The following is a 23,341-nucleotide window of genomic DNA, read 5'->3' as shown; positions in this document are numbered from 1 at the left end:
GGTCGCGGCGTACGTCAGTACGCGATGCCGCCGTCGATGCGGAGGACCGTGGCGTTGATGTCGGCGGAGTCCGGGTGGAGCAGGTACGCGATGGCGGCCGCGACCCGCTCCGCCGGGACTACGCCGGTCAGCGAGCGCGCCGCCTTCTGCTCGAAGACCTTCTCCGGCAGCGCCCCGGCCAGCCCCGTGTCGAGCAGGCCGGGGGAGACGACCACGCTGCGGATGCCGTACCGGGCGTACTCCTGGGCGACGCTGAGCGACAGGCCGTGCAGCGCGGCCTTGCTCGCCGCGTAGCTCGCCTGGCCCGCGTTGCCGGTCTGCGCGACGACGGAGGAGACGTAGACGAGGCGCCCCGAGCGGGCCCGCATCATCGGCCGCAGGGCGTGCTTCGTGGCGAGGAAGGCGCCGCGCAGATTGACGCGCTGCACCGCGTCCCAGTCCTCGGCCGGCATCCGCACCAGCGGCTGGTCCTTGGCGATGCCGGCGTTGTGGACGAGGGCGTCGAGGCGGCCGAGCCCGGCGGCACACCGCACGATCTCCTCGGCCGTGGACTCCTCGCCGATGTCGCCCCGGCAGACGTGCAGCCGGCCCCCGTGCGCGTCGCCGAGCGCTGTCAGCTCGTCCGTGGGCGTCCGTACGTTGGCGATGACGTGGGCGCCGCGTTCGAGGAGCGTCCGCGTCGTGCGGAGGCCGAGGCCGCGGCCGGCGCCGGTGAGGGCGACGACCCGGCCGTCGAGGGGGAGCGGATCAGACACAGGGGGTCTCCTGGGGCGGGAAGGCGTGAGCGGCCGCGGCCGCGAGGTGCCGCGGGGTCAGGGCGGAGGGCCGGGAACGGCGGGCGAACCGCACGTGCGGGTGGGCGCCGCGGGAGCCGTCGGCGGCCTCGCCGGCCCCGTCGAGCAGCAGCGGCGGCAGGAGGGCCGGGGGCACGTCGGCCGTACGGGCCCCGGTCGCCCGCCAGAACTCCGTACCGCGCTGCCGCAGTTCCGCCGGCAGCCAGGTCAGCGCCGGCACCCGCAGATCGAGGAGGTCGCCGTCGCCGGTGGCCAGGGCGGCGAGATCCGCCGGGGCCCGGTCCAGTTCGGCTCGCCACACGGGCACCGTGACACCGAGCCCGTCGGGCCCGGCATGCGCGTCGGGCCCGGCAGGTGCGTCGATCACGCCATGCGCATCGATCACGCCCTGCGCGCCGAACCCCTCAGGCGTGTCGAGCCCGTCGAGGACCACAAGGAGCGGCTGCCGCCGTGCCAGGCGCTCCGCGACCTCGTCGGCCTCCCGGGCGTCGGGCCAGAGCGCCACGGGTGTCCAGTCGCCCGCCCCGTCGACCGCCCAGCGGAGCCGGGCGGCACCCTCGAAGATGATCAGAACTCCCGCGCACAGGACGGTGGGCGGGGTGGGCCGATGCCCCGCCCCGGGGGCGGGTGTCGCGGCTGCCATGCGTGTCGGTCTCCAGATCGCTCACGTGCTCGGGGCGGGGCAGGCCCCGCCCCTCGGGTTCAGTGCAGGTCCTGCAGCGCACTGGCGTCGAACGGCTTCAGCTCGTCCGTACGGGCCTCGCGGACCTTGGCCACCCACTCCGGGTCGCCGAGCAGCGCGCGGCCGACGGCCACCAGGTCGAACTCGCCCGCCAGGAAGCGCTCGACCAGCGGGTCGAGCGGTGCGTTCGCCGCGCCCTTGCCCTCCAGGAGCGCGGTCTGGAACTCGCTGTTGTCCAGCCCCACCGAGCCCACGGTGATGGTCGGCAGGCCGCTGACCTTCTTCACCCAGCCGGCGAGCCCCGGGCCGGAGTCACCGAACTCCGGGAGCCAGAACCGGCGGGTGGAGCAGTGGAAGGCGTCGACACCGGCCTCGGCCAGCGGCGCGAGCAGCTCTTCGAGCTCCTGCGGGGTGGCCGCCAGCTGCGCGGAGAAGTCGGTGATCTTCCACTGCGAGAGCCGGAAGACGATCGGGAAGCCGCTGCCCACCGCGTCCCGGCAGGCGGCCACCACCTCGGCGGCGAAGCGGGCCCGCTTCCGGAGGCCGCCGCCGTAGAGGTCGGTGCGCCGGTTGGTGCCCTGCCAGAGGAACTGGTCGATCAAGTAGCCGTGCGCGCCGTGCAGTTCGATGCCGTCGAAACCGGTACGGCGCGCGTCGGCGGCGGCCCGGGCGAACGCCGCGACCAGCTCGTCGATGCCCCGCTGCGTCAGCGGCTCGCCGTTGGACGTCTGCAGGTTGAGCAGCCCGGACGGGCTGACCGGGGTGGCGTCGGGGTGCGGCAGGTCAGCGCCGTGCCGGTCGGCCCCGACGTGCCACAGCTGCGGGAAGATCTTCCCGCCGGCCCGGTGCACCTCCTCGACCACGCGCGACCAGCCGCCGAGCGCGTCCTCGCCGTGGAAGCGGGGAACGGCGGTGCCGTTGGAGGCGGCGGGGTGGTCGACGGTGACGCCTTCGGTGATGACGAGGCCGACGCCCCCGGCCGCGCGCCGGGCGTAGTACGCGGCCACGTCCTCCCCGGGCACGCCGCCGGGGGAGGCGCTGCGGGTCATGGGGGCCATCACGAAGCGGTTGTCGAGGGTGACGTCGCCCAGGGCGAGCGGCTCGAAGAGCGGCTGTACGGAGGGGTGGGTGTCGCGGGCGGGGGCGGAGGTCATGGTGAGGCTTCCGATCGGTGTAGGGGAGATGAGGGCGCGAGGGCGGGGCGTGGAGCGGCCGGGACACGGCCGGCCGCCTGCCGTGTCAGGAGGCGGTGGCCGGCGCGCGTTCGGTCTCCGGCGCGGTGTCCATCAGCGCCATCTCCTTCTCGGCGCGCAGCACGGCGTCCTCGACGGGCATGCGGACGGGCAGCCGGAGCAGCTCGACGATCTTTTCGAGGCGCGCGGGGATGCTGCCGCCCACGACGTGGTACGGAATGGCGTATTCGTCGAGGGTGTTGAGCAGCAGCTCCTCGGAGAGCTTCCGGAACCGCTCGGAGACCGGCCGGTGCCCGTCGGCCACCAGCGGGAACTCCACGGGGAGGTGTACGAACACGTCGTACGTGCGCCGGGCGTGCTGCTTCATCACCGCGCCCATGTTGTCGATGACCTCCTCGTAGAAGGCCATCTCCGCCGTGCGTTCGCCGGGCGTCTCGACGGAGTCGTCGGGGTGGATCCCGACGAGCACGCGGACCTTGCCGTAGACCCATTCGTGGATCGAGGAGCCGTCGGAGATGAAGCCGCCCGTCAAGTGGCTTTCGTGGACGGCGCGTTCCGCGTACCGGCGGATGCCCAGCTGGAAGAGCTCGGGCGCCGTGCAGTCCTCCAGGCGCTTGCCGGGCAGGGCCTCCGGCAGGATCTCCCGCATGGTCTTCGCATGCGTCCGGGGGATGCCGGTGAGGTGTGCCAGGGCGAGCGACGTGGTCGTCTTCCCGGACGAGTAGGTGCCGGATACGGCGATCTTCATGTGTGCCTCGGGTTCGGTGGGCGGCGGCGCGCACGGCGCCGCCGGGCGGCGGGCGGCCGGCGGGCCGGCCGTGGTCAGTGGGGGCGCGCGGCGGACCGGGGCAGGCGGTGCGCGAGGGCGTACTCGGCGTGGATGCCCTGCACGTCACCGGCGAAGTCCGCGGTGCGCCAGGTGTCCCCGCCCATCGGCAGCGTCTTGTGCCGCACGATGGAGGTCGCCGCGACGAAGGGGTGGAGCATGGGCTGCAGGGGGCTCTGCGCGGTCATGTGGATGCGGCGCATCCAGAGCGTGTCGCTCTCCGCGCGGCCGATGCCGTCCAGTTCGTAGAGCAGCACCTGTGCCATCTGCGCCAGCACGATGGTGCTGTCCACCATGGACACCGCCTGCGGGAAGGCGCCGCCCAGGCCCGGATCGGCCACCGTCCCCGCGGCCTCGTCGCGCACGGCGACCAGTGCGGTCAGTGCGGGCGTGCCGGCGGCTGTCGCGATGTCCTCGATCCGGTGCAGGCGCCGCTTGTACCGCTCCCCGTAGAAGCGGTGTTCCGCCGGGCCGAGCGCCTCGACGGCATCGGTGTACGTCGCCGTGCCGGTGCGGTGGTCCCCGGGCGGGTGCGCGATCTCGTACCGCACCTTGATCGAACCGACCCTGCACCGCAGTGTCGACACGGCGGCCCGGGACAGCGGGTCGGCGACCGGTTCCGTGCTGACCAGCTCGGCCGAGACGGCGAAGTCGGCCAGCTCCTCCTGCGGGTTCGCCCCGGAGCGCATCTCGAAGCCGCGCAGCCAGGTCACCCGGCGCTCCTCGGCGCCGAGGCCGTAGGCGTGCGCGAGCAGCACCTCGCACAGCTGGACGCCGATCACCAACGCGTCGACGCTGCTCAGATGCGGGCGGAGCGCTTCCTGGCCCGGCTTCGACGACCAGTCGCCCGGGTAGTGGAGGCCGACCGTGGCCCGCAGCGTGCCGGTGCCGGGGGCCGGTGCGTCGGCCGTGAGAGCGGTGAGCGTGTGCCGGATGCGGCGGAAGCCCGCGCCGAAGAACCGGCCCTCACCCGGCCCGAGAAGGTCGTCCACCCCTCGGGGCCGTGTCTGCGCCTGCACGGACATGTCGCGGTGATTCCTTTCCGGAACAGCTGGGTTCCTGCGGACGAACGTGTGTCTGCCGGGGGCGGACGGAGGTCCGGTGGCTGCGCACCGGTGCTCAGGCCGCGCTCACGTCGAGTACGGCCTTGCCGCGCAGCTGCCGGCCGAACAGGGCGTCCACCGCGTCCGCCGCCTTCTCCCACGGCGCGTGGTGGGCCACCTCCGGGCTCAGCCGACCCTGTTCGAGGAGGTGGAGCAGGACCGCCATGTCGGCGCCGAGCCGGTTGCCGATGCGGAAGGAGACCAGGGACCGGCCGGGGCCGACGGTCGAGTACGGCGGGAAGACGGCGGCCTCGCCGGACGCGCAGCCGATGCTCAGCACCGTGCCCTCGGGGGCGAGGAGTTGGTACGCCGCGACCAGCTGCGGGCCGCCCACGGTGTCGAGCACCACGTCGACGGGCTCGGTGATGCCGTCGAGGCCGACGGTCACTTGGTCGGCGCCCAGCACCGCGAGCCCGCGCCCGCGCTGTTCGGCACCGACGCTCGCGATGACCTGCGCTCCGGAGAGTGCCGCGAGCTGTACCGCGAACCGGCCTACGCCGCCCGAGGCCCCGGTGATCAGTACCCGGCGGCCCAGCAGCGGTCCGGCGGTGCGCAGCGCCCGCAGCGCGGTCACGCCCGCCACGGGCAGGGTCACGGCGCGGGCGAGGTCGACGGAGTCCGGGACCACGGCGAGTTCGTCCAGGTCGACCGCGCGCAGCTCGGCCCACGCGCCGCCCATCCCGTAGCTGAGCACCCGGGTGCCCACGGCGGGGCCCGTCCCGTTCGCTGCCGCGGCGACCACGACGCCGGCCGCGTCCCAGCCCGGGATCGCACCCGCGGGGAAGCGCGAGAGGAAGTGCAGCTCGCCGTAGTTGAGGGAGAGGTGACGGACCTCGACGAGCACCTGGTCGGGCCGGGGTTCGGGCGCGTCGACGGTGGCGAGGGCCAGGCCGGCGGGAGCGTCGGGGGCGGGCATGAGGGCACGCATGACGAATGCCTTTCGGAAAAGGGCGGACGAACTGGGAAGGCCCCGGGAGCGAGCAGCCCTCGTGGCGGAACCACTGTGCGGAAGCCGCCTATCCGGGCTGTATCCGCCGTGCATCACGGGCGTACCGCGTCTGCCGCAGGGGTGGTCGGGCCGGTCTCCGGGGCCTTCCCGAAAGCCTTTTCCGGCGCCCTTGTTTCGTATTGTTGCGCGACCCCCTAAAAGGGTTTACCTGGGCGGTAAAGATTCTCCTGTGACCCTCGTCACGAAGGTTACCCGTCGGTAAGCAGTACGCTTTCGGCCGCCGAGCTCGGCTGTCCAGAACGGGGGATACTGTGCATTCAACTGCGCAAGATAAGGTTTTTGATTTTCGAATTCTCGGGCCTATTGAATTCCATGTTTCGGGTCGGCCGGTGCCCGTGCCGGGGGCCCGGCAGCGGACGCTGCTGTGCCTGCTGCTGCTCGAATCCGGCCGGACCATGACCGCCGCCCGGCTCATTGACGGCATCTGGGGCGAGCGGCCGCCGGAGACGGCGGCGGCGCAACTGCGCATCTGCGTCTCCCGGCTTCGCAAGCTGCTCACCGAGAGCGGTCTGCCGGGCGCCATCAGCACCGAGACCGGCGGATATCGCCTGTGCGTGCCCGAGGGGTGCGTGGACGTCCGGCGGTTCGGCGGGCTGCTGCGCGAGGCCGCGGACGCGGAGTCGGGCGGGCGTCGCGCGGACGCCGCGGCGCTGCTGCGCGAGGGGCTGGCGCTGTGGCGGGGGCCCGCCGCCGACGGCCTGGAGAGCCCGTCCGTACGGGCCGCCGCCGCGCAGCTCGACGAGGAACGCGTGGCCGCGCTGGAGCGGTACTTCGACCTGGAAATCCAGCTGGGCCGGCATCATCTGGTCATTCCGGAACTGATGTCCTGCGCGGCCGCTCATCCATTCCGGGAGCAGCTGCATTCCCATTTGATGCTGGCGCTCTACCGGGCGGGCCGGCAGGTCGAGGCGCTCCATGCGTACCGCGAACTCAAGAGGCGTTTCGCGGACGAACTCGGCATTGAGCCCTCACTTCCGCTGCGCATCATGGAAACCAAGATTCTGGGGCAGAATCCGGAACTCAGCGGCGGGGAATTCATGCAACGCCTCGCGGGGTGAAACGCCTCAGGCGGTGATGCCCGCCTGAAAGACGTCCGTCGCCAGGTCCGCGTCCAGTCCGCAGGCCACGGAAGTGGTGAGCCCGCAGATGACGGCGCGCAGGTCCTCGACGGTGAGGGCCGGGCGCAGCGCCCCGTCCGCGGTCCAGGTGCCGTGCAGGGCGACGAGGCGCGGCACCAGGTCGCTCTGCTTGGTGGGTCGCTGGTCGGCGGGGAGTTCGGAGAGCAGGGAGCGGAGCTCGGCGCCGCTGCCCTGGAACACGGCGGCCAGACGGCGGAGGAACTCCCGGAGCGCCGCCGCCGCGCCGTCCTTCTCCAGGGTCTCCTCGGCGGCCGTGAGGCACCGCTCGAAGCGGCGTGCGGCGATGGCCCCGACCATGGCGTCCTTCGAGGCGAAGACCCGGTAGACCGTGGCCACGCCGACGCCGGCGCGCTCGGCGATCTGCTTCATCTGCACGTCCTTGCCGTGCCGGGTGAACAGCTCCTCCGCGATCTCGACGATCCGGTCCTGGTTGCGCCGGGCGTCCGCGCGCAGCACTTTGGTCGCCTTCGCCTCTGCGGCCGACATGTGACGCTCCTCACTTCCATCCGCATCTACGGAACCGGAACTCCGGTTCGGGTAAGTTCTCATCGGATCCGGAATTCGGGTTCTGGACAGGGTACTTACCCCCACGCGCGTGGGGCAACGAGATGTGAGGAGCCATGACCACGACGCAGACGGCGAGCACCGGCTCGCCCGCCGAGGCACCATCCGCCCGTCCGGGCGCGGCAACGGTCAGGCTCGTGGCGCTGGCCATGGGCTTCGTCATGGCCACGCTGGACGCCACCGTCGTCAACGTGGCGGGCGTGAGCATCAAGGACCGGCTCGACGCGAGCCTGTCCCAACTCGCCTGGGTGGTCGACGGCTACGTCCTCACCTTCGCCGCCTTCCTGCTCCTCGGCGGCTCCCTGGCCAACCGGGTGGGCGCCAAGAAGGCCTACTCGTGGGGCATGGGGCTGTTCGTCCTGGCCTCGCTGGCCTGCGGCCTGGCCCCCTCCGCCGAGACGCTGATCGCGGCCCGGCTGCTGCAGGGCGTCGGGGCCGCGCTGTTCATGCCCAGCTCCCTCACGCTGCTCGTGCTCTCCTTCCCGGACAAGGCCGAACGGGCCAAGATGCTCGGCATCTGGACGGCGATCGTCTCCACCGCCACGGGGCTCGGCCCGGTGGTGGGCGGTGTGCTGGTGGAACTCCTGGGCTGGCGCAGCATCTTCCTGCTCAACCTGCCCCTCGGGCTGATCGGCCTCGTCCTCACCGCGCGCCTCATCCCCGCACCGGACCCGGCGCCGGGCACCTCCGCCGTCACCGGTCATCTGCTCAGCTTCGCGACCCTCGCCGCGGCGTGCTTCGCGCTCATCGAAGGCGGGTCGTACGGCTGGACTTCGGCGGTCATCCTCGCGGCGGGCGCGGCGGCCGTGCTCTGCGGCGCGCTCTTCGTCGCGCACGAACGGCGCGCCGGTACCCCCGTCATCCCGCGCGCGCTCTACGGCGACCCCCGCTTCTCGGCCGCGAACGCCATCGGGTTCCTGCTCAACGTCGGGCTGTTCGGCGGCTCGTTCATGCTGAGCCTCTACCTCCAGCAGGGGCGCGGCGCGTCGCCGTTCGCCGCGGGCCTGCAGCTGCTGCCGGTCATGGCGGTGATCCTGGTGGGCAATCTGGCCTTCTCCAGGCTCTCCCAGAAGTGCAGCGCCAGGAGCCTGCTGATCGCCGGCTTCTCCGTGGCGGCCGTGTGCGCGCTCGCGCTGGTCACCGTCTCCGCCACCATGCCGTACTGGCTGCTCGCCGGCCTGATGGTGATCGCGAACTTCTGCGTCGGGATGATCGTTCCCGCCCTGACCGCGTCGATGATGGAGGCGGCCGGACCGCAGCAGGCCAACATCGCGGGCGCCGCGCTCAACGCCAACCGGCAGATCGGCGCGCTCGTGGGCATCGCCCTCATGGCGGTCCTGCTCGACGGGTTCGACTCGGTCCACCGCGGTGCCGCCGCCTCCTTCCTCGTCATCGGCCTCGCGTACGCCCTCTCCGCGCTGCTCACCTGGCGGTTCGTCCGTACCCCCGCCGAGACCGCCGCCTGACGCGCCCCGCCGCGGGGCGGGTGCTCCGCGCGACGGTCAGAAGGCCGGTCCGTACCTTCTGCATTGCGGAATCGATATTCCGAAATGTGTTGCACGGGTCGGTCAGTGCGTCTACCGTCCTGCATCGGGGAGCCCGCGCGGCGGGTCGGACAGCAGAGGTGGCGGATGTCCTTCAACAGTGCGTTCGTCGCCTTCGCCCTGCTCGTGGCCGGTGTCGTCGGCGCCGGCGGGCTGCTGGCCCGCCGGTCGGCCCCCGCCGAACTGCCGCACCCCGCCGGCTGGGCACTCGCCGGGCGCGAGCTGGGCACCGGCCGCGTCGCCGTCCTGCTCGGCGGCACCGTCTACACGGCCTACACGGTCGTCGCCGTGCCCGGACTCACCTACAGCACGGGCGGGTTCGGGCTCTACGCCCTGACGTACACGCTGCTCCTCACCCCCGTCGCGCTGGTCGTGCTGCCCCGGTTCCGCGACCTGGCGAGCCGCCACGGCCTGGTCACCACCGCGGACGTGGCGCTCGCGCGGCACGGGTCGCACGCACTCGCGCTGGCGGTCGCGGTCACCGGAGTCGTGGCCGCGATGCCCTACCTCGCACTCCAGGCCGTCGGCCTCGAAGCCGCGTTGCGCGCCATGGGCATCAGCCCCACGGGCGCGACCGGCGTGCTGTCCATCGTGGTGGTGTTCGCGGCCTTCGCCGCCGTACTGCTCCCCGGCGGACTGCGGCCCGGTGTCGTCTTCGCCTGCTTCAAGGCCGCGTTGCTCATGGGAACCCTGGCCGCGGCGCTGTTCCTGGTCGGCCGGCACACGGCCGGCCCGCGCCAGGTGTTCGCCGAGTCCGCCCGGCGGCTGGCCGCCGACCACCTCTCCCTGGTCACGCCGCCGAGCTCGTACTCCGCGTACGTCACGCTCGCCCTCGGCTCCGTCCTGGCGCAGCTGATGTACCCGCATCTGCTCACCGTGGCGCTGGCCGCGCGCAGTGCCGACACCGTCCGCCGCGCGACCCTGGCGCTGCCGCTGTGGACCGGCTCGCTCGGCCTCTTCGCCTATCTCGGCTTCGTGGCGCTCGCGCTGGGGGTGAAGACCCCGGCGGGACACGCGGAGCTGGCGGTGCCGGCGCTCCTCACCCGGCTCGTCCCGCACTGGCCCGCCGGACTCCTGCTGGGAGTCCTCGCCGTCGCGGCGCTCGTGCCGGCCGCGGTGATCTCCATCGGCATGGCGACCCTGGTGGCGCGCAACATCTACAGCGAGTTCTTCAACCCGACGGCGACCCCGAAGCACGAGGTGCGGGCGGCCCGGTTCGCCGCCGCCGTGCTCACCGCCGGCGCGCTCGCCTTCGCGCTGTCCCTCCCTCCGCAGGACGCGGTCAACCTCCATCTGCTGGGCGGGGTCTGGATCGTCCAGACCGTGCCCGCCGTCGGCCTCGCGCCGTTCACCCGCTGGTTCCACCACCGGGCGCTGCTCGTGGGCTGGGCCGTGGGCATGGCGGTGGGGACGGGGATGACCGTGCGCGGCGGCTTCGCGTCCGTGACCTATGTGGGGATCGGCCCGGTCGGCCTTCCCGTGTACGTCGCCGTCACGGCGCTCGTGGTGAACCTGCTCGTGGCCGTGGCCCTGACCGTGCTGCTCGACCGGATCGGTGTGCCGCGCAGGAGCGAGGCCCTGACCGAGCCCGGCGGCCGGCGGCGCAAGGGCTCCCCGTTCGCCGTACGGGTCGACTGAACAGGAGCACAGGATGCACTCCCTCACCCATGAGATGCACGGTGGCCCGTCCGCCGGGGGCTTCCCTGTGAACGGCTGCACGGCGGTGGACGACGGGCTGCCGGAGCCGGACCGGCCGTCCTCCCGGGAACCGCTCGACCTGACCGAGGCGGACCGGGACGCCGCCATCGCCCACCTCTTCGAGACGCATTATCAGGGCCTGCTCAGGCTGGCGGTCCTGCTCGGCTCCGCGGGCGAGGCCGAGGACGTGGTGGCCGAGGCGTACTACCAGCTGCACCGCCGCTGGCACCGGCTGCGGACCCCGCAGGCCGCACTCGGCTACCTCAGATCGACCGTGTGCAACCTCTCCCGTATGCGGCTGCGGCATCTGCGCGTCGTCAGGCGCTACGCCCAGCGGCACGTCGAGAGGGTGGTGCCGTCCGCCGAGAGCCAGGTCCTCGTGCGGGACGAACACCGGTTGGTGAACGAGGCGTTACGGTCCCTGCCGGGCCGTCAGCACCAGGTGCTCGTCCTGCGGTACTGGCTCAACCTCAAAGAGGCGGAGATCGCCCGGACCCTGGGCATCTCGCCGGGGGCGGTGAAGGCCCACGCCTCCAGAGGCATGGCCAGGATGAGCCGGATCATGAAGGGAACCGCCGGATGAACCGGACCCCGCCCTCCGCCGAAGAGCGGCTGCGCTCCGCGCTCCTGGGCGTCGCCGAGACCGTCGAGCAGTCTCCCGATGCCTACCGCCACGCCCGGCGGCACTGGCGGCGCAAGGAGTGGCGGCGCCGCGCCGTCCTGGCCGCGGTCGTGCTGCTGCTCGCCGTCCTCGCCTGCGCGGTCGGCCTGTGGGCGCTCTCCGGAGCCGCCTCGGACGGACATGTGATCTTCGGGGGCGAGGTCACCCGCGAGGTGTCCACGGGCCTGCCCTGATCGGTCTGTCCGCACGTGGCGAGGCCGGCACCGCGGAACAGCGCCCACCGGCATCGCGGAGCAACGGCCCGCGGAGGCCGCGTACCGGCCTCCCGTCACCCGTTCGGGGGAGTCGTGGCAGCGGGGTTTCCCCGCGCGGATCCACGGGCAACGCCGCGCCCGTACGCACCGGACCCGTTTCGGCTCGGGGCGGGCGGTAACCCACGACGTATGGCACCGATATCGCGACCGGGGGGCCGGGAGGGCCCCAGCCACCGCGCCGGCGACAGTCCCGGGGAGCCGACCGCCCGGGTGCCCACGGCGCGGCAGGAGGCAGGCGCGGCACCGGCTCCGGGCCCCGACCCGCTGGTGAAGCGGCGGGAACCGGACGAGCTGACCGCCCTGCCGAAGAAGTCCTGGTGGGCCGTGCTGCGCGGCACGGTCAAAGAGGTCAAGGGCGATGAGCTGACCGACCGGGCCGCGGCGCTGACGTACTACGGGGTGCTGTCCTTGTTCCCCGCGCTGCTCGTCCTGGTCTCCCTGCTGGGTCTGGTGGGGGAGTCGGCCAGCCGCAAGGTGGTGACCACGCTCCAGCAACTGGCACCCGAATCCGTGCGGCAGATCATCGGCGACGCCGTGCAGCAGTTGCAGGGGAACGCCGGGGTCGGCTCGCTGATCGCGGTGGTCGGCCTGCTGGGCGGTGTGTGGACGGCCTCGGGCTATGTGGCGGCGTTCATGCGCAGCTCCAATGTCGTGTACGACATGGCCGAGGGCCGCCCGATGTGGAAGGTGCTGCTGGGGCGGCTGGGCCTTACGGTGGTATTGATGTTGCTGGCTCTCCTCAGCGCGCTCATCGTGGTCTTCACCGGCGGAATCGCGCGGCAGGTCGGCGACGCGCTGGGCGTGGGAGCCATCGCGCTGACCGTCTGGTCGATCGCCAAGTGGCCGGTGCTGCTGATACTGGTCACGACGATGATCGCGATCCTCTACTGGGGCGCGCCCAACGTGAAGGGCCGCGGCCTGCGGTGGGTCACCCCGGGCAGCGCCCTCGCCCTGGTCATCTGGATGGTGGCCTCCGGCGGATTCGCCGTGTACGTGGGGAACTTCTCCTCCTACAACAAGACCTACGGGACCCTCGCCGGCGTGATCATCTTTCTCGTCTGGCTGTGGATCACCAATCTGGCCATCCTGCTCGGCCTGGAATTCGACGCCGAGATGGCACGCGAGCGGGCCGTCGCCGGTGGCCACCCCCAGGGCGACGAGCCGTACGTCGAGCCGCGCGACACCACCGCGTGGAGTGAGGAGGAACGCGAACGGGCCGAGAACCCGGGCGAAGTCTGATCCGCACAGGACGCGGCCAGGAAAGGCAGTTGATCGGTGATGAGTACTTCCGAGGACCGGGCGGTACGTCCCGGTACGCATCCGGACACGCCCCCGCGACCGCAGCACACCGAGGAGTCGGTGGGCGAACTGGTCTCCCGCGCCTCGCATCAGCTCTCCCAGCTGGTGCGCGAGGAGATGCAGTTGGCGCAGGCGGAGATGGTGCGCAAGGGCAAACGATTCGGCATCGGCGGCGGGCTGTTCGGCGGCGCGGGCGTGGTCGCATTCCTCGCGCTGGAGGCGCTGGTGGTCACCGCGATCGCGGCCCTCGCGCTGGTACTGCCGGTCTGGGCGTCGGCCCTGATCATCACCGGCGTGCTTCTCGCGCTGGCCGGGATCCTGGCGCTGGTCGGCAAGAAGGAGATCGGCCGGGCGACCCCGCCGACGCCCCAGGAGGCGATCGCCGGCATCAAGGCCGATGTCGCCGAGGTGAAGGAGAAGGCGCACCGATGACCGAAACCCAGGGCAGGAAAGAGTCGGCGTCCCTCACGCCGGAACAGCTGCGGGAGCGCGTGGAGCACACCCGCGAGGAGCTGGGCCGGACGGTGGAGGAACTGGCCGCCAAGGCGGACGTGAAGACGCGGGCGAAGGAGAAGGCCGGGGAAGCCAGGGCGAAGGTGCAGGGCAAGGCCGGCGACGCCAAGGCCAAGGTCCGGGGAGCCGTCGGCCATTCGCGCGCGCGGGCCCAGGACGGCTCGGCCCGTGCCGCTGAGCGCGGCCCCGTTCCGGCGCTGGCCGTGAGCGCCGCCGCAGCCGTCCTCATCTGGCTGCAGGTTCGCCGGCACGGCCGCGGTCACAAGGCAGGCGCCCGGACCGTCGCCGTCCGCAGCGGCCGCCCGCGCGGCCTCGGCGGGTCCCGCCGCTGCGGCAGCCGCACCAGGAGGTTCCGATGAACGCAGCGAAGGCCGTGTACACGCCGGTCGGCGTGGCACTGGGCGCCTGCAGCGGCATGATCGCGGGCGCGCTGTTCAAGCAGACGTGGAAGCGTCTCGGGCACGAGGGGGACACCCCGAGCGCCAGAGACGAGGAGCGGACCTGGAAGGAAGTGCTGCTGGCAGCCGCGCTGCAAGGTGCCATCTTCGCCACGGTCAAGGCCGCGATGGACCGCAGCGGCGCCACCGCCACCCGCCGCCTGACCGGCACCTGGCCCGGCTGACGGCCGGGCTCCCCGGATGCGGGGCGGCCGCAGAGCTGATTCGCTGAAAGGGCCCGCGTCCTCCCGGGCGCGGGCGTCTCGGACGTGGTGTCTCGGACGGGCAAGGAGTGATCATGGGTATGGACGGTGAGGTCGGCGGCCGGATCCGGCAGATGCGGGACAAGGCGAAGGAGCTGTCGGAGGCCGCGGAGCGGACCGGCGATCCGCAGGACCGCAAGCGGCTCCAGGAGAAGGCCCGCAAGCTGGAGAGCCAGGCGGAGCAGGAGTCGAGCATGGGCAGCGGGGACATCTTCCCCATGCAGTGACCCGCGCACGGACGCCGTGACCTCGTGCGGTCGTGTCCGCCCTCCCTTCCGCGGAGGGCGGACACGTGCGTGAGCGGAGGCTGGGGCCGGCCGGCCGGCCGCGGACGGGCGTGCGGGACGCCGGAGGGGCAGCCGGTAGGCTGGGGGAGCGGTGATCTCCGGATCCCGCGCGGCGGTGGGGCCCGCCGTACCCGAACCGCGGCAGCGACGCCGCCAACGGTCCCTGCTTGCGACGCGCGCCGGCGCGCCGCGTGCCTGCGCACGCGCGGCCGCCGACGCCCCCGGCGAGTAGGAGACAGCACGTGCCAGAGCCCCACCCCACCACGCTGAACGAACCGGTCGATCCCGACACCGGCCCGCGCGCCCCGACACGGCCCGCCGTACGCGGACACCGGCAGGGCCCCGTCGTGGCCGTCGTCGCGCTCGGCGGTGCCGCCGGGGCCGTCGCGCGCTACGGCGCCTCGCTCCTGTGGCCCACGCCGCCCGGCGCCTTTCCCTGGACGACGCTGCTCGTCAACGCGCTGGGCTGCGCGGCCATCGGCGTCCTCATGGCGGTGCTCGCCGCGGCCCCGTCGGCGCACCGGCTGGTCCGGCCGTTCCTCGGCACCGGCGTCCTCGGCGGCTTCACCACCTTCTCCACGTACGCCGTGGACATCCAGCGCCTGGTCGGGCACGGCGAGGTCCGCACCGGTCTCGCGTACCTGGCGCTGACCCTGCTCGCGGCGCTGGCCGCGGTGTGGGCCGCGGCCGTCGCCACCCGGTGCGTCCTGTCCTGGAGGCAGCAGTGACCACCACCCGCTCCGCCCTCCGTCTCACCGTGCTCGTCGGCGAGAGCCACACCTGGCACCACCGTCCGCTGTACTCCGAGGTCGTGCACCGGGCCCACCGCGCGGGTCTCGCGGGCGCCTCGGTCTTCCGCGGCATCGAGGGGTTCGGCGCCTCCTCGGTGATCCATACGAGCCGGCTGCTGTCGTTGAGCGAGGATCTGCCGGTGGCCGTGGTGATCGTCGACGCCGAGGACCGGATCCGGGCGTTCCTGCCGGAGCTGGAGGAGCTGGTGACCGAGGGGCTGGTCGTCGTCGACCCGTGCGAGATCGTGTTTCGGGGGGCCCCTCGGCGGACGGCCGACGACGGTCCCGAGGGCGGCCGGGGCGAGGAAGGGGGCCACACGCGGTGAACTGGCTGCTCGTGATCGCCGGGGCCATGGCCGGGGCCCCGCTGCGCTACCTCACCGACCGCGCGGTCCAGACCCGCCACGACACCGTCTTCCCCTGGGGCACCTTCACCGTCAACGTCGTCGGCTGCCTGGTCCTGGGACTGCTGACCGGCGCGGTCGCCGCGGGCGCCGCCTCCTCGCAGGTGCAGCTGCTGGCCGGCACCGGCCTGTGCGGCGCGCTGACCACATACTCGACGTTCTCGTACGAGACGCTGCGGCTGGCCGAGGGCGGGGCCCGCCTCTTCGCCGCGGCCAACGCGGTGGGGAGCGTGGTGGCCGGCCTCGGCGCCGCCTTCGCGGGAGCGGCCGTCGCCCAGGCCGTCTGGGGATAGCCCGCCGAGGGGCGACCGCCGGCCGCCCCTCGGAAGCGGGACTCACCCGGTGATGTCGATCTTCCCGTTGGAGGCGGCGGGGTCCGCGGAGGCCGGCGCGGGCGCCGGGGTGCCCTGCCGCTCCGTGATCCCCTTCAGAAGCCCCGCGAGGTCGACGCCGGTGGTGGAGCCGAGCAGTTCGACGCCCTGCGCGACGTTGTCGGCGACAGCGCGCGGCAGCCGGCCGGCGCCGTCCGTGGAGATCACGGTCAGCTTGTCCACGGCGCTCAGCGGCTCGGACGCCTTGCCGACGACGTCCGGCAGCACCTGCACCAGCATCTGCAGCACCGCGGCGTCCCCGTACTGCGCGAACGCGTCCGCCTTCTGGCGCATGGCCTCGGCCTCGGCGGAACCCTTCGCGCCGATCGCGGCGGCCTCCGCCTCGCCCTCGATGCGCACCGCCTCGGCGAGCGCCGCACGCTGCGCCTTCTCGCCCTCACCGGTGAGCCGCGCCCGCTCGGCCGCCGCCTCGGCCTCCTTGACCAGCCCGATCCGCCGGGCCTCGGCCTCCTGTTCGGCCTGGTAGCGGGCCGCGTCGGCGGGCTTGCGCACCTTCGTGTCCAGCTCGCGGTCGGTCAGCGCGGCCTGGCGCTGCGCCACCTTCTCCTGCTCGGTGAGGACTTCCTGCCGCCGCGCGGCCTCGGCCAGCGGCCCGGCCGCGTCGGCACGCGCGGCGGCCTCGTCCGTCTCGGCCTTGATCTCCGCCTGCCGCAGCGCGAACGTCCGCTGGGCGACGGCGATCTCCTCCTCCGCCTTCAGCCGGGCCTGTTCGGCCGCGCGCCGGGCCACGGCCTCGGCGATGTCGGCCTCCTGCCGGGCGCGGGCGGCCTCCGGCCGGCCGAGGTCCTCCAGGTACGAGCCCTCGGTGGTGATGTCGTGGATCTGGAAGGCGTCCAGCACCAGGCCCTGGCCCGAGAGGCTGGCCTCGGCCTCCTCGGCGACCTGCCCGGCGAACGCGGCCCGGTCCCGGATCACGTCCTCCACCGACATCCGGCCGACGATGGCCCGCAGCGCGCCGGAGAGCACCTCCTGCGTGAACCCGACGATCTCGTCCTGCTGCTGCAGGAACCGCTGGGCCGCCGCCCGGATGCAGTCCTCGGTGCCGCCGACCTTGACGATCGCGACGCCTTCGAGGTTCGCCTTCACACCGCGCAGGGTCACCGCGCCGCGCACGGCCACGGGGATCTGCCGGCTGGAGAGTGCCAGGGTGAACTTCTGCTGGACGAACGGTACGACGAAGACGCCGCCGCCGACCACGACCTTCTGGCCGCTGTTGTCGGTGAACACCCGGCCCGTCTCGGGGTCGGTGGCCTTCTTGCCGCGCCGGCCGGTGACGATGAACGCCTCGCTGGGCCCGGCGACCTTGTAGCGCGTGATCACGACCAGCGCGAGGAGGACGATCAGGACGACGATGCCGGCCACCGCTGTCAGGACTGGACTCATGTGCATTCCCCCCTGCCCCCGTGGCACGGACGGCAGATCGGTTCGGTTGGTGAAGTGGAGATGACTGGTGCGGTGGGAGAGAAGGAGGCGCGCGGAAGCGTGGGTCAGCGCTCGACGGGGCGTACCGCGACCGAAGTGGGGGAGAGCGTGGCCGCCACCCATACCTCGGTGCCGCGTTCCAGGGGGACTTCGCCCTTGGCCGCGAGTTTCACGGGCTGGCCCGCGAGCCGCAGCAGCACCTCGCCGTAGCCGTCGGCCGGGATGGCGGTGACCACCGAGCCGGCCGTGCCGAGCAGATCGTCCCCCTGCGGGGTCGCCGCGGTCTGTCCGTGCCTCAGCGCACGGCACAACCGCCAGGTCAGCCAGCCGGCCGCGAGCCCGGCGAGCGTTCCGGCCGCCGCGGCGGCCCCGGCGCCGAGGCCGGTGGTGCCGAGGACGAGCGCGCCCACGAAGCCGAGCATGGACACGAAGCCGGCGACCACCGGCAGCGACAGCACTCCGTCGAGGAGGCCGTCGAGCACGCCGAGGCCGTCGAAGAGCCCTTCCAGTACGCCGTCGAGGACGAGCGAGAGGGCCAGCACCACAATCCCCGCGATGCCGAGACCGAGAAACCAGGCCATCGGAATACCTCCCCCGTTGCGCATTCTCTCCCTGGTCAGCCACATATTGTCAGAAGTCGATCGAAAAAGTCATTGCCGGAACCCGGCAATCTTTACGCGCTCTTGATGCCGGGTCACCGGCGGTTCGCGGCGCGCGTGGCAGCGGCACATGCCCCTTTCCACGGTCGGCCACGGGGTGTGACGATCGCGTGGCAGGATGCCCGTACCAGTACGGGGCGGGTGGGCCAATGGCAGACATTGAAGAGACTCTGCGGGACATCGTGCGCATCGACGGAGTGCTGGGCGCCGCCGTCGTGGACTACTTCAGCCGCCTGACGCTGGGTGCCGTGGGCAAGGCGGGGCCCGACCTGGAGATGGCCGCGCTGGGCGACACCGATGTCGTACGCGCCAAGCTCTTCACCCTCGAACTCCTCGGCTACCGCCAGGAACGCATAGAGGACATCCTCGTCACCCTGGACAGCGAGTACCACCTCATCCGCCCGCTCGTGCGCCGCCGGTACGAAGGCGTCTTCCTCTACCTGGTACTGGACCGCGCCCTCACGAACCCCGAGATCGCCCGCGGCTGGCTGCGCGCGGTCGAGGACCGCCTGGACCTCTGACCGCCCTCGTCGCCCACACCCTGGCCGAGGAGGCCGGCAAGTAGCGCACGGGGGAAGGGCGGTGGGCCCGTCCGTGGTCGCGGGGCGGGCGCGTCAGGTGGTGCGGTAGCGGACCAGCAGCATCGCGGCGTCGTCGTGCAGGGGGCCGCCGGTGTGTTCCACGAGGTCCGCGCGGATGGCGTCCACCGCGGCCTGCGGGTCCGGCTCCTTGAGCAGTCCGGCCCGCTCGTCCAGCGGGTAGAAGCGCCCGTCGCCGTCCCGCGCCTCGGTGACCCCGTCGGTGTAGAAGAGCACCTGGTCGCCGGGGGCGAAGCCGACGTCGTACGGCTCCGGGCCGCCCTCCCCGTGCGCGGTGAGGCCGAGGGGGAGCGCCCGGCGCGGCGGTGTCAGATACGCCACGGTTCCCTCCGGGCGGGCCACCAGCGGCGCGGGGTGGCCGTAGTTCAGCAGCGTCATCGTGGGGCCCGCGCCCGTCTCGGCGAGCACGGCGGTCACGAACTTCTCGTCCGGCAGGTCGCGTTCCAGGGCGCGTTCGAGCCGGGCGCCGACGGCGGCGAGGTCCGGCTCGTCGTAAGCGGCCTCACGGAAAGCGCCGACGACCACCGCGGCCGTCTCCACCGCCTCCAGGCCCTTGCCCTGCACGTCCCCGATGAGCGCCCGCACACCGTACGGCGAGGCCACGACCTCGTAGAGGTCTCCGCCGATGCGCGCCTCGGCGACCGCCGAGGTGTAGGAGACGGCCACGCTCAGCCGTCCCGCGCCGCGCGGCACGGGACGCAGCAGGACGCGCTGCGCGACCTCGGCGATGGAGCGGACGTTCGCCAACTCCGCCTCCCGGCGCCGCCGCATGACCGCGGCCGCCACGCCCGCGACCGTGACCCCGGCGACCGAAAGGAGCGCGGTGTAGCCGCGCTGACCGGCGAAGAGTCCGTCGTACACCCCGAGGACGAGGCAGAGTACGAAGGAGACCACGCCGATCAGGGCGGTCCGCCGCCAGCTGCCGGTCAGCCCGGCGAAGGCCGGCCCCAGGGAGACCAGCGGGAGGAAGCCGGCGTCCGGTCCGGCCGTGAGGTCCACCAGTGCGACCAGGGCCATCACCGCATAGGGGAGGGCGCCGAGGGCCGCCGTGGCGGGATGTACGCGCCCGCTCACCGCTCGTTCCGCTCCGCAGTTCGCTCCACGCGCATCCGCTCCTGCTCGTCAGTCCTCTCAGTGGGGGCGGCCGCGGGGATCGGTTTCACCCGGGGCCGCCGCCAAAGTTACTTTAAGCAACATTTGCACAGTCGAACCAACACATATCCTCCACCGTTACCGAACCGAAGCCGAGTTCCCGCCGGGCGGGCGGAGAGTCCCCGGCCCGGCCGCCGCCCCGGAGGCGGACGGCCGGGCGCCGGAGGTACCCGTCAGACGGTGCGGATCGCCGGGTCGCTCACGCCCGCCTCGCCGGTCTCCACATGGCCGGCGAACCGGCGGAGGAACGCGGCATCGGCCTCGGACGTCACCGTCAGGTCGTACCAGCGTTTGGAGGGGCGCAGGTCGACGGTGTGCGTGACGGTGGCGCCCGCCCGGACCTTGAAGGTCTGCGCGGGGCTGCCGTACGCGTCGGCCAGGGTGAGGTCAGCGTCGGTGCGGCCCGGGTTGGTGAACGTCAGCGTCACGTTGCCGGAGGTGGCGTCGTGGCGCGCGGTCACCTCCGGGCCCGCGGTCTTCCCCGGGCCCTTGAAGACGCGCAGGAATCCGTTCGGGCCGAAGACCGAGAGGTCGTACACGTCCTTGGAGTAAGCGGTGTTCCAGGTGTCGGAGACCGGCTTGCCCGCGGCGGCGGTGTACGTCCAGGGGCCGTCTCCGCGGTTCGCCGCGGAGACGTAGAAGGCGGCGCCCGCCTTGTCGCCCCCGCTGAGGGTGAGCGTGTACTTGCCTGCCGCGGCATCGGCCCTGCCGTCGGCGAACGGGGCGTAGGGCAGCGCCCGGGACGGGCGGGAGCCCTTCTCCTGGCGGGGCAGGGACGGGTCGGCGGGCGGCTTGGGCACGTAGTCGTCGTGCCGGTCGCCGTCCGGCGGGCGGTAGCCCTCGGTGTCCGGCAGCCCGGCCGGCCGCGCGTCGGGATTGGCGAAGTCGAAGGCCGAGGTCAGGTCGCCGCAGACGGCGCGCCGCCAGGGCGAGATGTTCGGCTCGTGGACGCCGAAGCGGCGCTCCATGAAGCGGATGACGGAGGTGTGGTCGAAGGTCTCCGAGCAGACGTAGCCGCCCTTGCTCCAGGGCGAGAGGACCAGCATCGGCACGCGCTGGCCCAGCCCGTACGGGCCCGCGGCGTAGCCCTTGCCGCCCTTGTAGAGGTCCGGACCGACGTCCACGGTGGAGAGGCCCTGGGAGGCGGAGGACGGCGGGTACGGCGGCACGACGTGGTCGAAGAAGCCGTCGTTCTCGTCGTACGTGAGGAACAGTGCCGTCTTGCTCCACACCTCCGGGTCGGAGGTGAGCGCGTCCAGCACCTGGGAGACATACCAGGCGCCGTAGTTCGCAGGCCAGTTGGGGTGCTCGGTGAACGCCTCGGGCGCCACGATCCAGGAGATCTTCGGCAGCTTCCCGCCCTTGACGTCGGCCTTGAGCTGGTCGAACATGCCGTCGCCCTGCTTGATGTTCGTGCCCGTGCGGGCCTTGTCGTACAGCGGGTCGCCGGGCTTGGCGTTGCGGTACTGGTCGAAGTACAGCAGCGAGTTGTCGCCGTACGTGCCCCGGTACGCGTCGTCGATCCAGCCCCACTTGCCGTCCGCGTCGAGGCCGTCGCCGATGTCCTGGTAGATCTTCCAGGAGACGCCGGCCCTCTCCAGCCGCTCGGGGTAGGTGGTCCAGCTGTAGCCGGCTTCCTCGTTGCCGAGGACCGGGCCGCCGCCCTTGCCGTCGTTGCCGGTGTACCCGGACCACAGGTAGTAGCGGTTGGGGTCGGTGGAGCCGATCAGCGAGCAGTGGTACGCGTCGCAGATGGTGAAGGTGTCGGCGAGCGCGTAGTGGAACGGGATGTCCTCCCGCGTCAGATACGCCATCGTGGTCGCCGACTTGGCGGGTATCCACTGGTCGTACTTGCCGTTGTTCCACGCCTTGTGGCTGCCGGCCCAGTCGTGGTTGAGGTCCTGGATGAACTGCAGGCCCAGGTTGTCGGCCTCAGGCCGGAACGGCAGCACCTCCTTCGTGCCGTCCGACTGGTGCCACACCGGCTTGCCGCTGGGCAGATTCACGGGTCGCGGGTCGCCGAAGCCGCGTACGCCGCGGAGCGAGCCGAAGTAGTGGTCGAAGGACCGGTTCTCCTGCATCAGTACGACAATGTGCTCGACGTCCTCGATGGTGCCCGAGCGGTGCTGGGCCGGGATCGCGGCGGCGCGGGCGAGGGAGCCGGACAGCGCGGTGAAGGCGGCGGTGCCGCCGGCGAGTTGCAGGAAGCGGCGGCGGTCCAGATGCGGCATGGGCAGGTGACCTCTTCGTCGGTGGGGGGTGGACGAGGCGCATGGTGCGCAGGGCAATTCTTGCGGCGTACGAGGACGCAGCGAAACCCCGTCTCACGATCATTGCGTGACGAAGAGATGCCGATGACCCGACCGTGGGGCGAACGGCCCGTGCGTGATCGGCAACCTCTACCTCGTGACGGCCTTCGCGTTCTTCCTGTTCGCGGGGGTGCTGGCCATGCTCATGCGGACCGAACTGGCCCGGCCGGGGCTCCAGCTGGTCTCGGCCGAGCAGTACGACCAGCTGTTCACCGTCCACGGCACGATCATGATGCTGCTGTTCGCGACGCCGATGTTCGCCGGGTTCGCCAATGCCGTCATGCCGCTGCAGATCGGCGCCCCGGACGTCGCCTTCCCCCGGCTGAACGCGCTGACCTACTGGCTGTACCTCTTCGGCGGTCTGATGGTGGTCGCCGGCTTCCTCACGCCGCAGGGCGCCGCGTCCTTCGGGTGGTTCGCGTACGCACCGCTCGACGGGGCCGTGCGTACGCCCGGGGAGGGCGGGAACCTGTGGGCCGTGGGGCTGATCCTCTCCGGGCTCAGTACGACACTGGGCTCGGTGAACTTCGTCGCGACCATCATGTGCCTGCGCACGCCCGGCATGACGATGTTCCGGATGCCGATCTTCACCTGGAACGTGCTGTTCACCTCGATTCCCGCGCTGCTGGCCTTCCCGGTCCTCACGGCCGCGCTCTTCGCGGACCGGAAGTTCGGGGCGCACGTCTTCGACGCGGCGAACGGCGGGGCGATCCTCTGGCAGCACCTGTTCTGGTTCTTCGGCCATCCCGAGGTCTACATCGTGGCACTGCCGTTCTTCGGAGTGATCACCGAGATCGTGCCGGTCTTCAGCCGCAAACCGGTCTCCGGTTACGTCGGCATGGTCGGCGCGACCATCGCCATCACGATGCTCTCGGCGACCGTCTGGGCGCACCACATGTTCGCCACCGGCATGGTCCTGCTGCCGTTCTTCTCGATGATGTCCTTCCTCATCGCGGCACCCACGGGTGTGAAGTTCTTCAACTGGATCGGCACGATGTGGCGCGGCAGCCTCTCCTTCGAGACGCCGATGCTGTGGGCCGGCGGCTTCCTGGTGACCTTCCTGCTCGGCCTGTCCACGCTGCCGTTCCTCCACGACGTCTGGAAGACCGCCAGGTACGCGGCGAAGGTGCGGGTGGACGATCCGTGGGGCTGGGGCAGGTCGCTGGAGTGGGCCACGTCCTGCCCGCCGCCCCGGCGCAACTTCCACGCGCTGCCCCGTATCCGCTCCGACTCGCCCGCCTTCGACCTGCACCACCCCGAGGCGTACCGGCCCCCGGCCGGCGAGCACGGCGCACGGAAGCCGACCCCCGACCCGCAGAGCCGAGT

General features: G+C 72.3%; 25 protein-coding genes and 1 pseudogene. 15 read left to right on the top strand and 11 right to left on the bottom strand.

The window, feature by feature from the left end:
- Window positions 1–14: 14 nt before the first annotated feature.
- The 6 genes from ACIGQF_RS04190 to ACIGQF_RS04165 form a co-directional block, all read right to left on the bottom strand.
- Complete coding sequence (locus tag ACIGQF_RS04190) at window positions 15–755, bottom strand: SDR family NAD(P)-dependent oxidoreductase (protein WP_399705283.1); 741 nt, start codon at window positions 753–755, stop codon at window positions 15–17.
- The gene (locus ACIGQF_RS04185; protein ID WP_399705280.1) at window positions 748–1,437 is read right to left on the bottom strand and encodes a hypothetical protein; all 690 of its coding nucleotides are present in this window, start codon (window positions 1,435–1,437) and stop codon (window positions 748–750) included. Before ACIGQF_RS04185 ends, ACIGQF_RS04190 begins: the two co-directional genes overlap by 8 nt.
- A 59-nt stretch (window positions 1,438–1,496) precedes the next feature.
- Complete coding sequence (locus ACIGQF_RS04180) at window positions 1,497–2,630, bottom strand: NADH:flavin oxidoreductase (protein ID WP_399705277.1); 1,134 nt, start codon at window positions 2,628–2,630, stop codon at window positions 1,497–1,499.
- Window positions 2,631–2,715: 85 nt separating this feature from the next.
- A complete protein-coding gene (locus ACIGQF_RS04175; RefSeq protein WP_399705274.1) occupies window positions 2,716–3,417 on the bottom strand; it encodes an ATP-binding protein in 702 nt (233 codons plus the stop codon).
- A gap of 74 nt (window positions 3,418–3,491) precedes the next feature.
- Entirely contained in the window at window positions 3,492–4,520 is a 1,029-nt protein-coding gene (locus tag ACIGQF_RS04170; RefSeq protein ID WP_399705271.1) for an AvrD family protein, read from the bottom strand.
- A gap of 94 nt (window positions 4,521–4,614) precedes the next feature.
- On the bottom strand, window positions 4,615–5,526 hold the full coding sequence (locus ACIGQF_RS04165) for a zinc-binding dehydrogenase (RefSeq protein ID WP_399705268.1): 912 nt from the start codon (window positions 5,524–5,526) through the stop codon (window positions 4,615–4,617).
- 410 nt (window positions 5,527–5,936) lie between these two features.
- Here ACIGQF_RS04165 and ACIGQF_RS04160 point away from each other — a divergent pair, with 410 nt between their 5' ends.
- Window positions 5,937–6,665 carry a BTAD domain-containing putative transcriptional regulator gene (locus ACIGQF_RS04160; RefSeq protein ID WP_399705265.1) on the top strand — a complete coding sequence of 243 codons (729 nt, stop codon included), beginning with the start codon at window positions 5,937–5,939 and terminating at the stop codon, window positions 6,663–6,665.
- Window positions 6,666–6,671: 6 nt separating this feature from the next.
- Here ACIGQF_RS04160 and ACIGQF_RS04155 read toward each other — a convergent pair whose 3' ends face one another.
- Window positions 6,672–7,232, bottom strand: coding sequence for a TetR/AcrR family transcriptional regulator (locus ACIGQF_RS04155; protein ID WP_399705262.1), 561 nt, complete (start codon window positions 7,230–7,232; stop codon window positions 6,672–6,674).
- A gap of 134 nt (window positions 7,233–7,366) precedes the next feature.
- Between ACIGQF_RS04155 and ACIGQF_RS04150 the strand changes: the two genes are divergently transcribed.
- The 12 genes from ACIGQF_RS04150 to crcB (ACIGQF_RS04095) all read left to right on the top strand — a co-directional run bounded on the left by ACIGQF_RS04150 (window position 7,367) and on the right by crcB (ACIGQF_RS04095) (window position 15,775).
- Window positions 7,367–8,776 (top strand): MFS transporter, encoded by a 1,410-nt coding sequence (locus ACIGQF_RS04150; RefSeq protein WP_399705259.1) that lies wholly within the window; start codon window positions 7,367–7,369, stop codon window positions 8,774–8,776.
- A gap of 165 nt (window positions 8,777–8,941) precedes the next feature.
- A complete protein-coding gene (locus tag ACIGQF_RS04145) occupies window positions 8,942–10,492 on the top strand; it encodes a sodium:solute symporter (RefSeq protein WP_399705256.1) in 1,551 nt (516 codons plus the stop codon).
- 13 nt (window positions 10,493–10,505) lie between these two features.
- Window positions 10,506–11,135 carry an RNA polymerase sigma factor gene (locus tag ACIGQF_RS04140; protein WP_399705253.1) on the top strand — a complete coding sequence of 210 codons (630 nt, stop codon included), beginning with the start codon at window positions 10,506–10,508 and terminating at the stop codon, window positions 11,133–11,135.
- Window positions 11,132–11,407 (top strand): hypothetical protein, encoded by a 276-nt coding sequence (locus ACIGQF_RS04135; RefSeq protein ID WP_399705251.1) that lies wholly within the window; start codon window positions 11,132–11,134, stop codon window positions 11,405–11,407. The genes ACIGQF_RS04140 and ACIGQF_RS04135 overlap by 4 nt, the downstream gene beginning before the upstream one ends.
- Window positions 11,408–11,617: 210 nt before the next feature.
- Complete coding sequence (locus tag ACIGQF_RS04130) at window positions 11,618–12,727, top strand: YhjD/YihY/BrkB family envelope integrity protein (RefSeq protein WP_399705248.1); 1,110 nt, start codon at window positions 11,618–11,620, stop codon at window positions 12,725–12,727.
- Between the two features lie 39 nt (window positions 12,728–12,766).
- Window positions 12,767–13,219 (top strand): phage holin family protein, encoded by a 453-nt coding sequence (locus ACIGQF_RS04125; RefSeq protein ID WP_399705245.1) that lies wholly within the window; start codon window positions 12,767–12,769, stop codon window positions 13,217–13,219.
- The gene (locus tag ACIGQF_RS04120) at window positions 13,216–13,659 is read left to right on the top strand and encodes a DUF3618 domain-containing protein (RefSeq protein WP_399705242.1); all 444 of its coding nucleotides are present in this window, start codon (window positions 13,216–13,218) and stop codon (window positions 13,657–13,659) included. Before ACIGQF_RS04125 ends, ACIGQF_RS04120 begins: the two co-directional genes overlap by 4 nt.
- Window positions 13,656–13,922 carry a DUF4235 domain-containing protein gene (locus ACIGQF_RS04115; RefSeq protein WP_399705240.1) on the top strand — a complete coding sequence of 89 codons (267 nt, stop codon included), beginning with the start codon at window positions 13,656–13,658 and terminating at the stop codon, window positions 13,920–13,922. Before ACIGQF_RS04120 ends, ACIGQF_RS04115 begins: the two co-directional genes overlap by 4 nt.
- 113 nt (window positions 13,923–14,035) lie before the next feature.
- Window positions 14,036–14,227 carry a DUF6381 family protein gene (locus ACIGQF_RS04110; RefSeq protein WP_399705236.1) on the top strand — a complete coding sequence of 64 codons (192 nt, stop codon included), beginning with the start codon at window positions 14,036–14,038 and terminating at the stop codon, window positions 14,225–14,227.
- 302 nt (window positions 14,228–14,529) lie between these two features.
- Window positions 14,530–15,015 carry a fluoride efflux transporter CrcB gene (crcB, locus tag ACIGQF_RS04105; RefSeq protein WP_399705233.1) on the top strand — a complete coding sequence of 162 codons (486 nt, stop codon included), beginning with the start codon at window positions 14,530–14,532 and terminating at the stop codon, window positions 15,013–15,015.
- Complete coding sequence (locus tag ACIGQF_RS04100) at window positions 15,012–15,404, top strand: DUF190 domain-containing protein (protein ID WP_399705230.1); 393 nt, start codon at window positions 15,012–15,014, stop codon at window positions 15,402–15,404. Before crcB (ACIGQF_RS04105) ends, ACIGQF_RS04100 begins: the two co-directional genes overlap by 4 nt.
- Window positions 15,401–15,775: a fluoride efflux transporter CrcB gene (gene crcB / locus ACIGQF_RS04095; protein WP_399705227.1), complete on the top strand. Its 375-nt coding sequence runs from the start codon at window positions 15,401–15,403 to the stop codon at window positions 15,773–15,775. Before ACIGQF_RS04100 ends, crcB (ACIGQF_RS04095) begins: the two co-directional genes overlap by 4 nt.
- A gap of 42 nt (window positions 15,776–15,817) precedes the next feature.
- Here crcB (ACIGQF_RS04095) and ACIGQF_RS04090 read toward each other — a convergent pair whose 3' ends face one another.
- Complete coding sequence (locus ACIGQF_RS04090) at window positions 15,818–17,257, bottom strand: flotillin family protein (protein ID WP_399705224.1); 1,440 nt, start codon at window positions 17,255–17,257, stop codon at window positions 15,818–15,820.
- A gap of 104 nt (window positions 17,258–17,361) precedes the next feature.
- Complete coding sequence (locus ACIGQF_RS04085; RefSeq protein WP_361562445.1) at window positions 17,362–17,877, bottom strand: hypothetical protein; 516 nt, start codon at window positions 17,875–17,877, stop codon at window positions 17,362–17,364.
- A gap of 227 nt (window positions 17,878–18,104) precedes the next feature.
- On the opposite strand from ACIGQF_RS04085, the gene ACIGQF_RS04080 reads away from it, so the two are divergent.
- On the top strand, window positions 18,105–18,476 hold the full coding sequence (locus ACIGQF_RS04080; protein ID WP_399705220.1) for a hypothetical protein: 372 nt from the start codon (window positions 18,105–18,107) through the stop codon (window positions 18,474–18,476).
- Between the two features lie 93 nt (window positions 18,477–18,569).
- Here the strand turns inward: ACIGQF_RS04080 and ACIGQF_RS04075 are convergent, their stop codons facing one another.
- Both ACIGQF_RS04075 and ACIGQF_RS04070 read right to left on the bottom strand, forming a co-directional pair.
- Window positions 18,570–19,571 carry a PP2C family protein-serine/threonine phosphatase gene (locus tag ACIGQF_RS04075; protein ID WP_399706356.1) on the bottom strand — a complete coding sequence of 334 codons (1,002 nt, stop codon included), beginning with the start codon at window positions 19,569–19,571 and terminating at the stop codon, window positions 18,570–18,572.
- Between the two features lie 308 nt (window positions 19,572–19,879).
- On the bottom strand, window positions 19,880–21,937 hold the full coding sequence (locus ACIGQF_RS04070; protein WP_399705217.1) for a phosphocholine-specific phospholipase C: 2,058 nt from the start codon (window positions 21,935–21,937) through the stop codon (window positions 19,880–19,882).
- A gap of 154 nt (window positions 21,938–22,091) precedes the next feature.
- On the opposite strand from ACIGQF_RS04070, the pseudogene ACIGQF_RS04065 reads away from it, so the two are divergent.
- Window positions 22,092–23,330: pseudogene (locus ACIGQF_RS04065) on the top strand (cbb3-type cytochrome c oxidase subunit I); the annotation flags it as partial.
- Between the last annotated feature and the right edge of the window lie 11 nt (window positions 23,331–23,341).

It is taken from the genome of Streptomyces sp. NPDC053560, assembly GCF_044544605.1.
Classification (GTDB): Bacteria; Actinomycetota; Actinomycetes; order Streptomycetales; family Streptomycetaceae; genus Streptomyces.
This window is presented reverse-complemented; position numbering and strand designations above follow the sequence as displayed.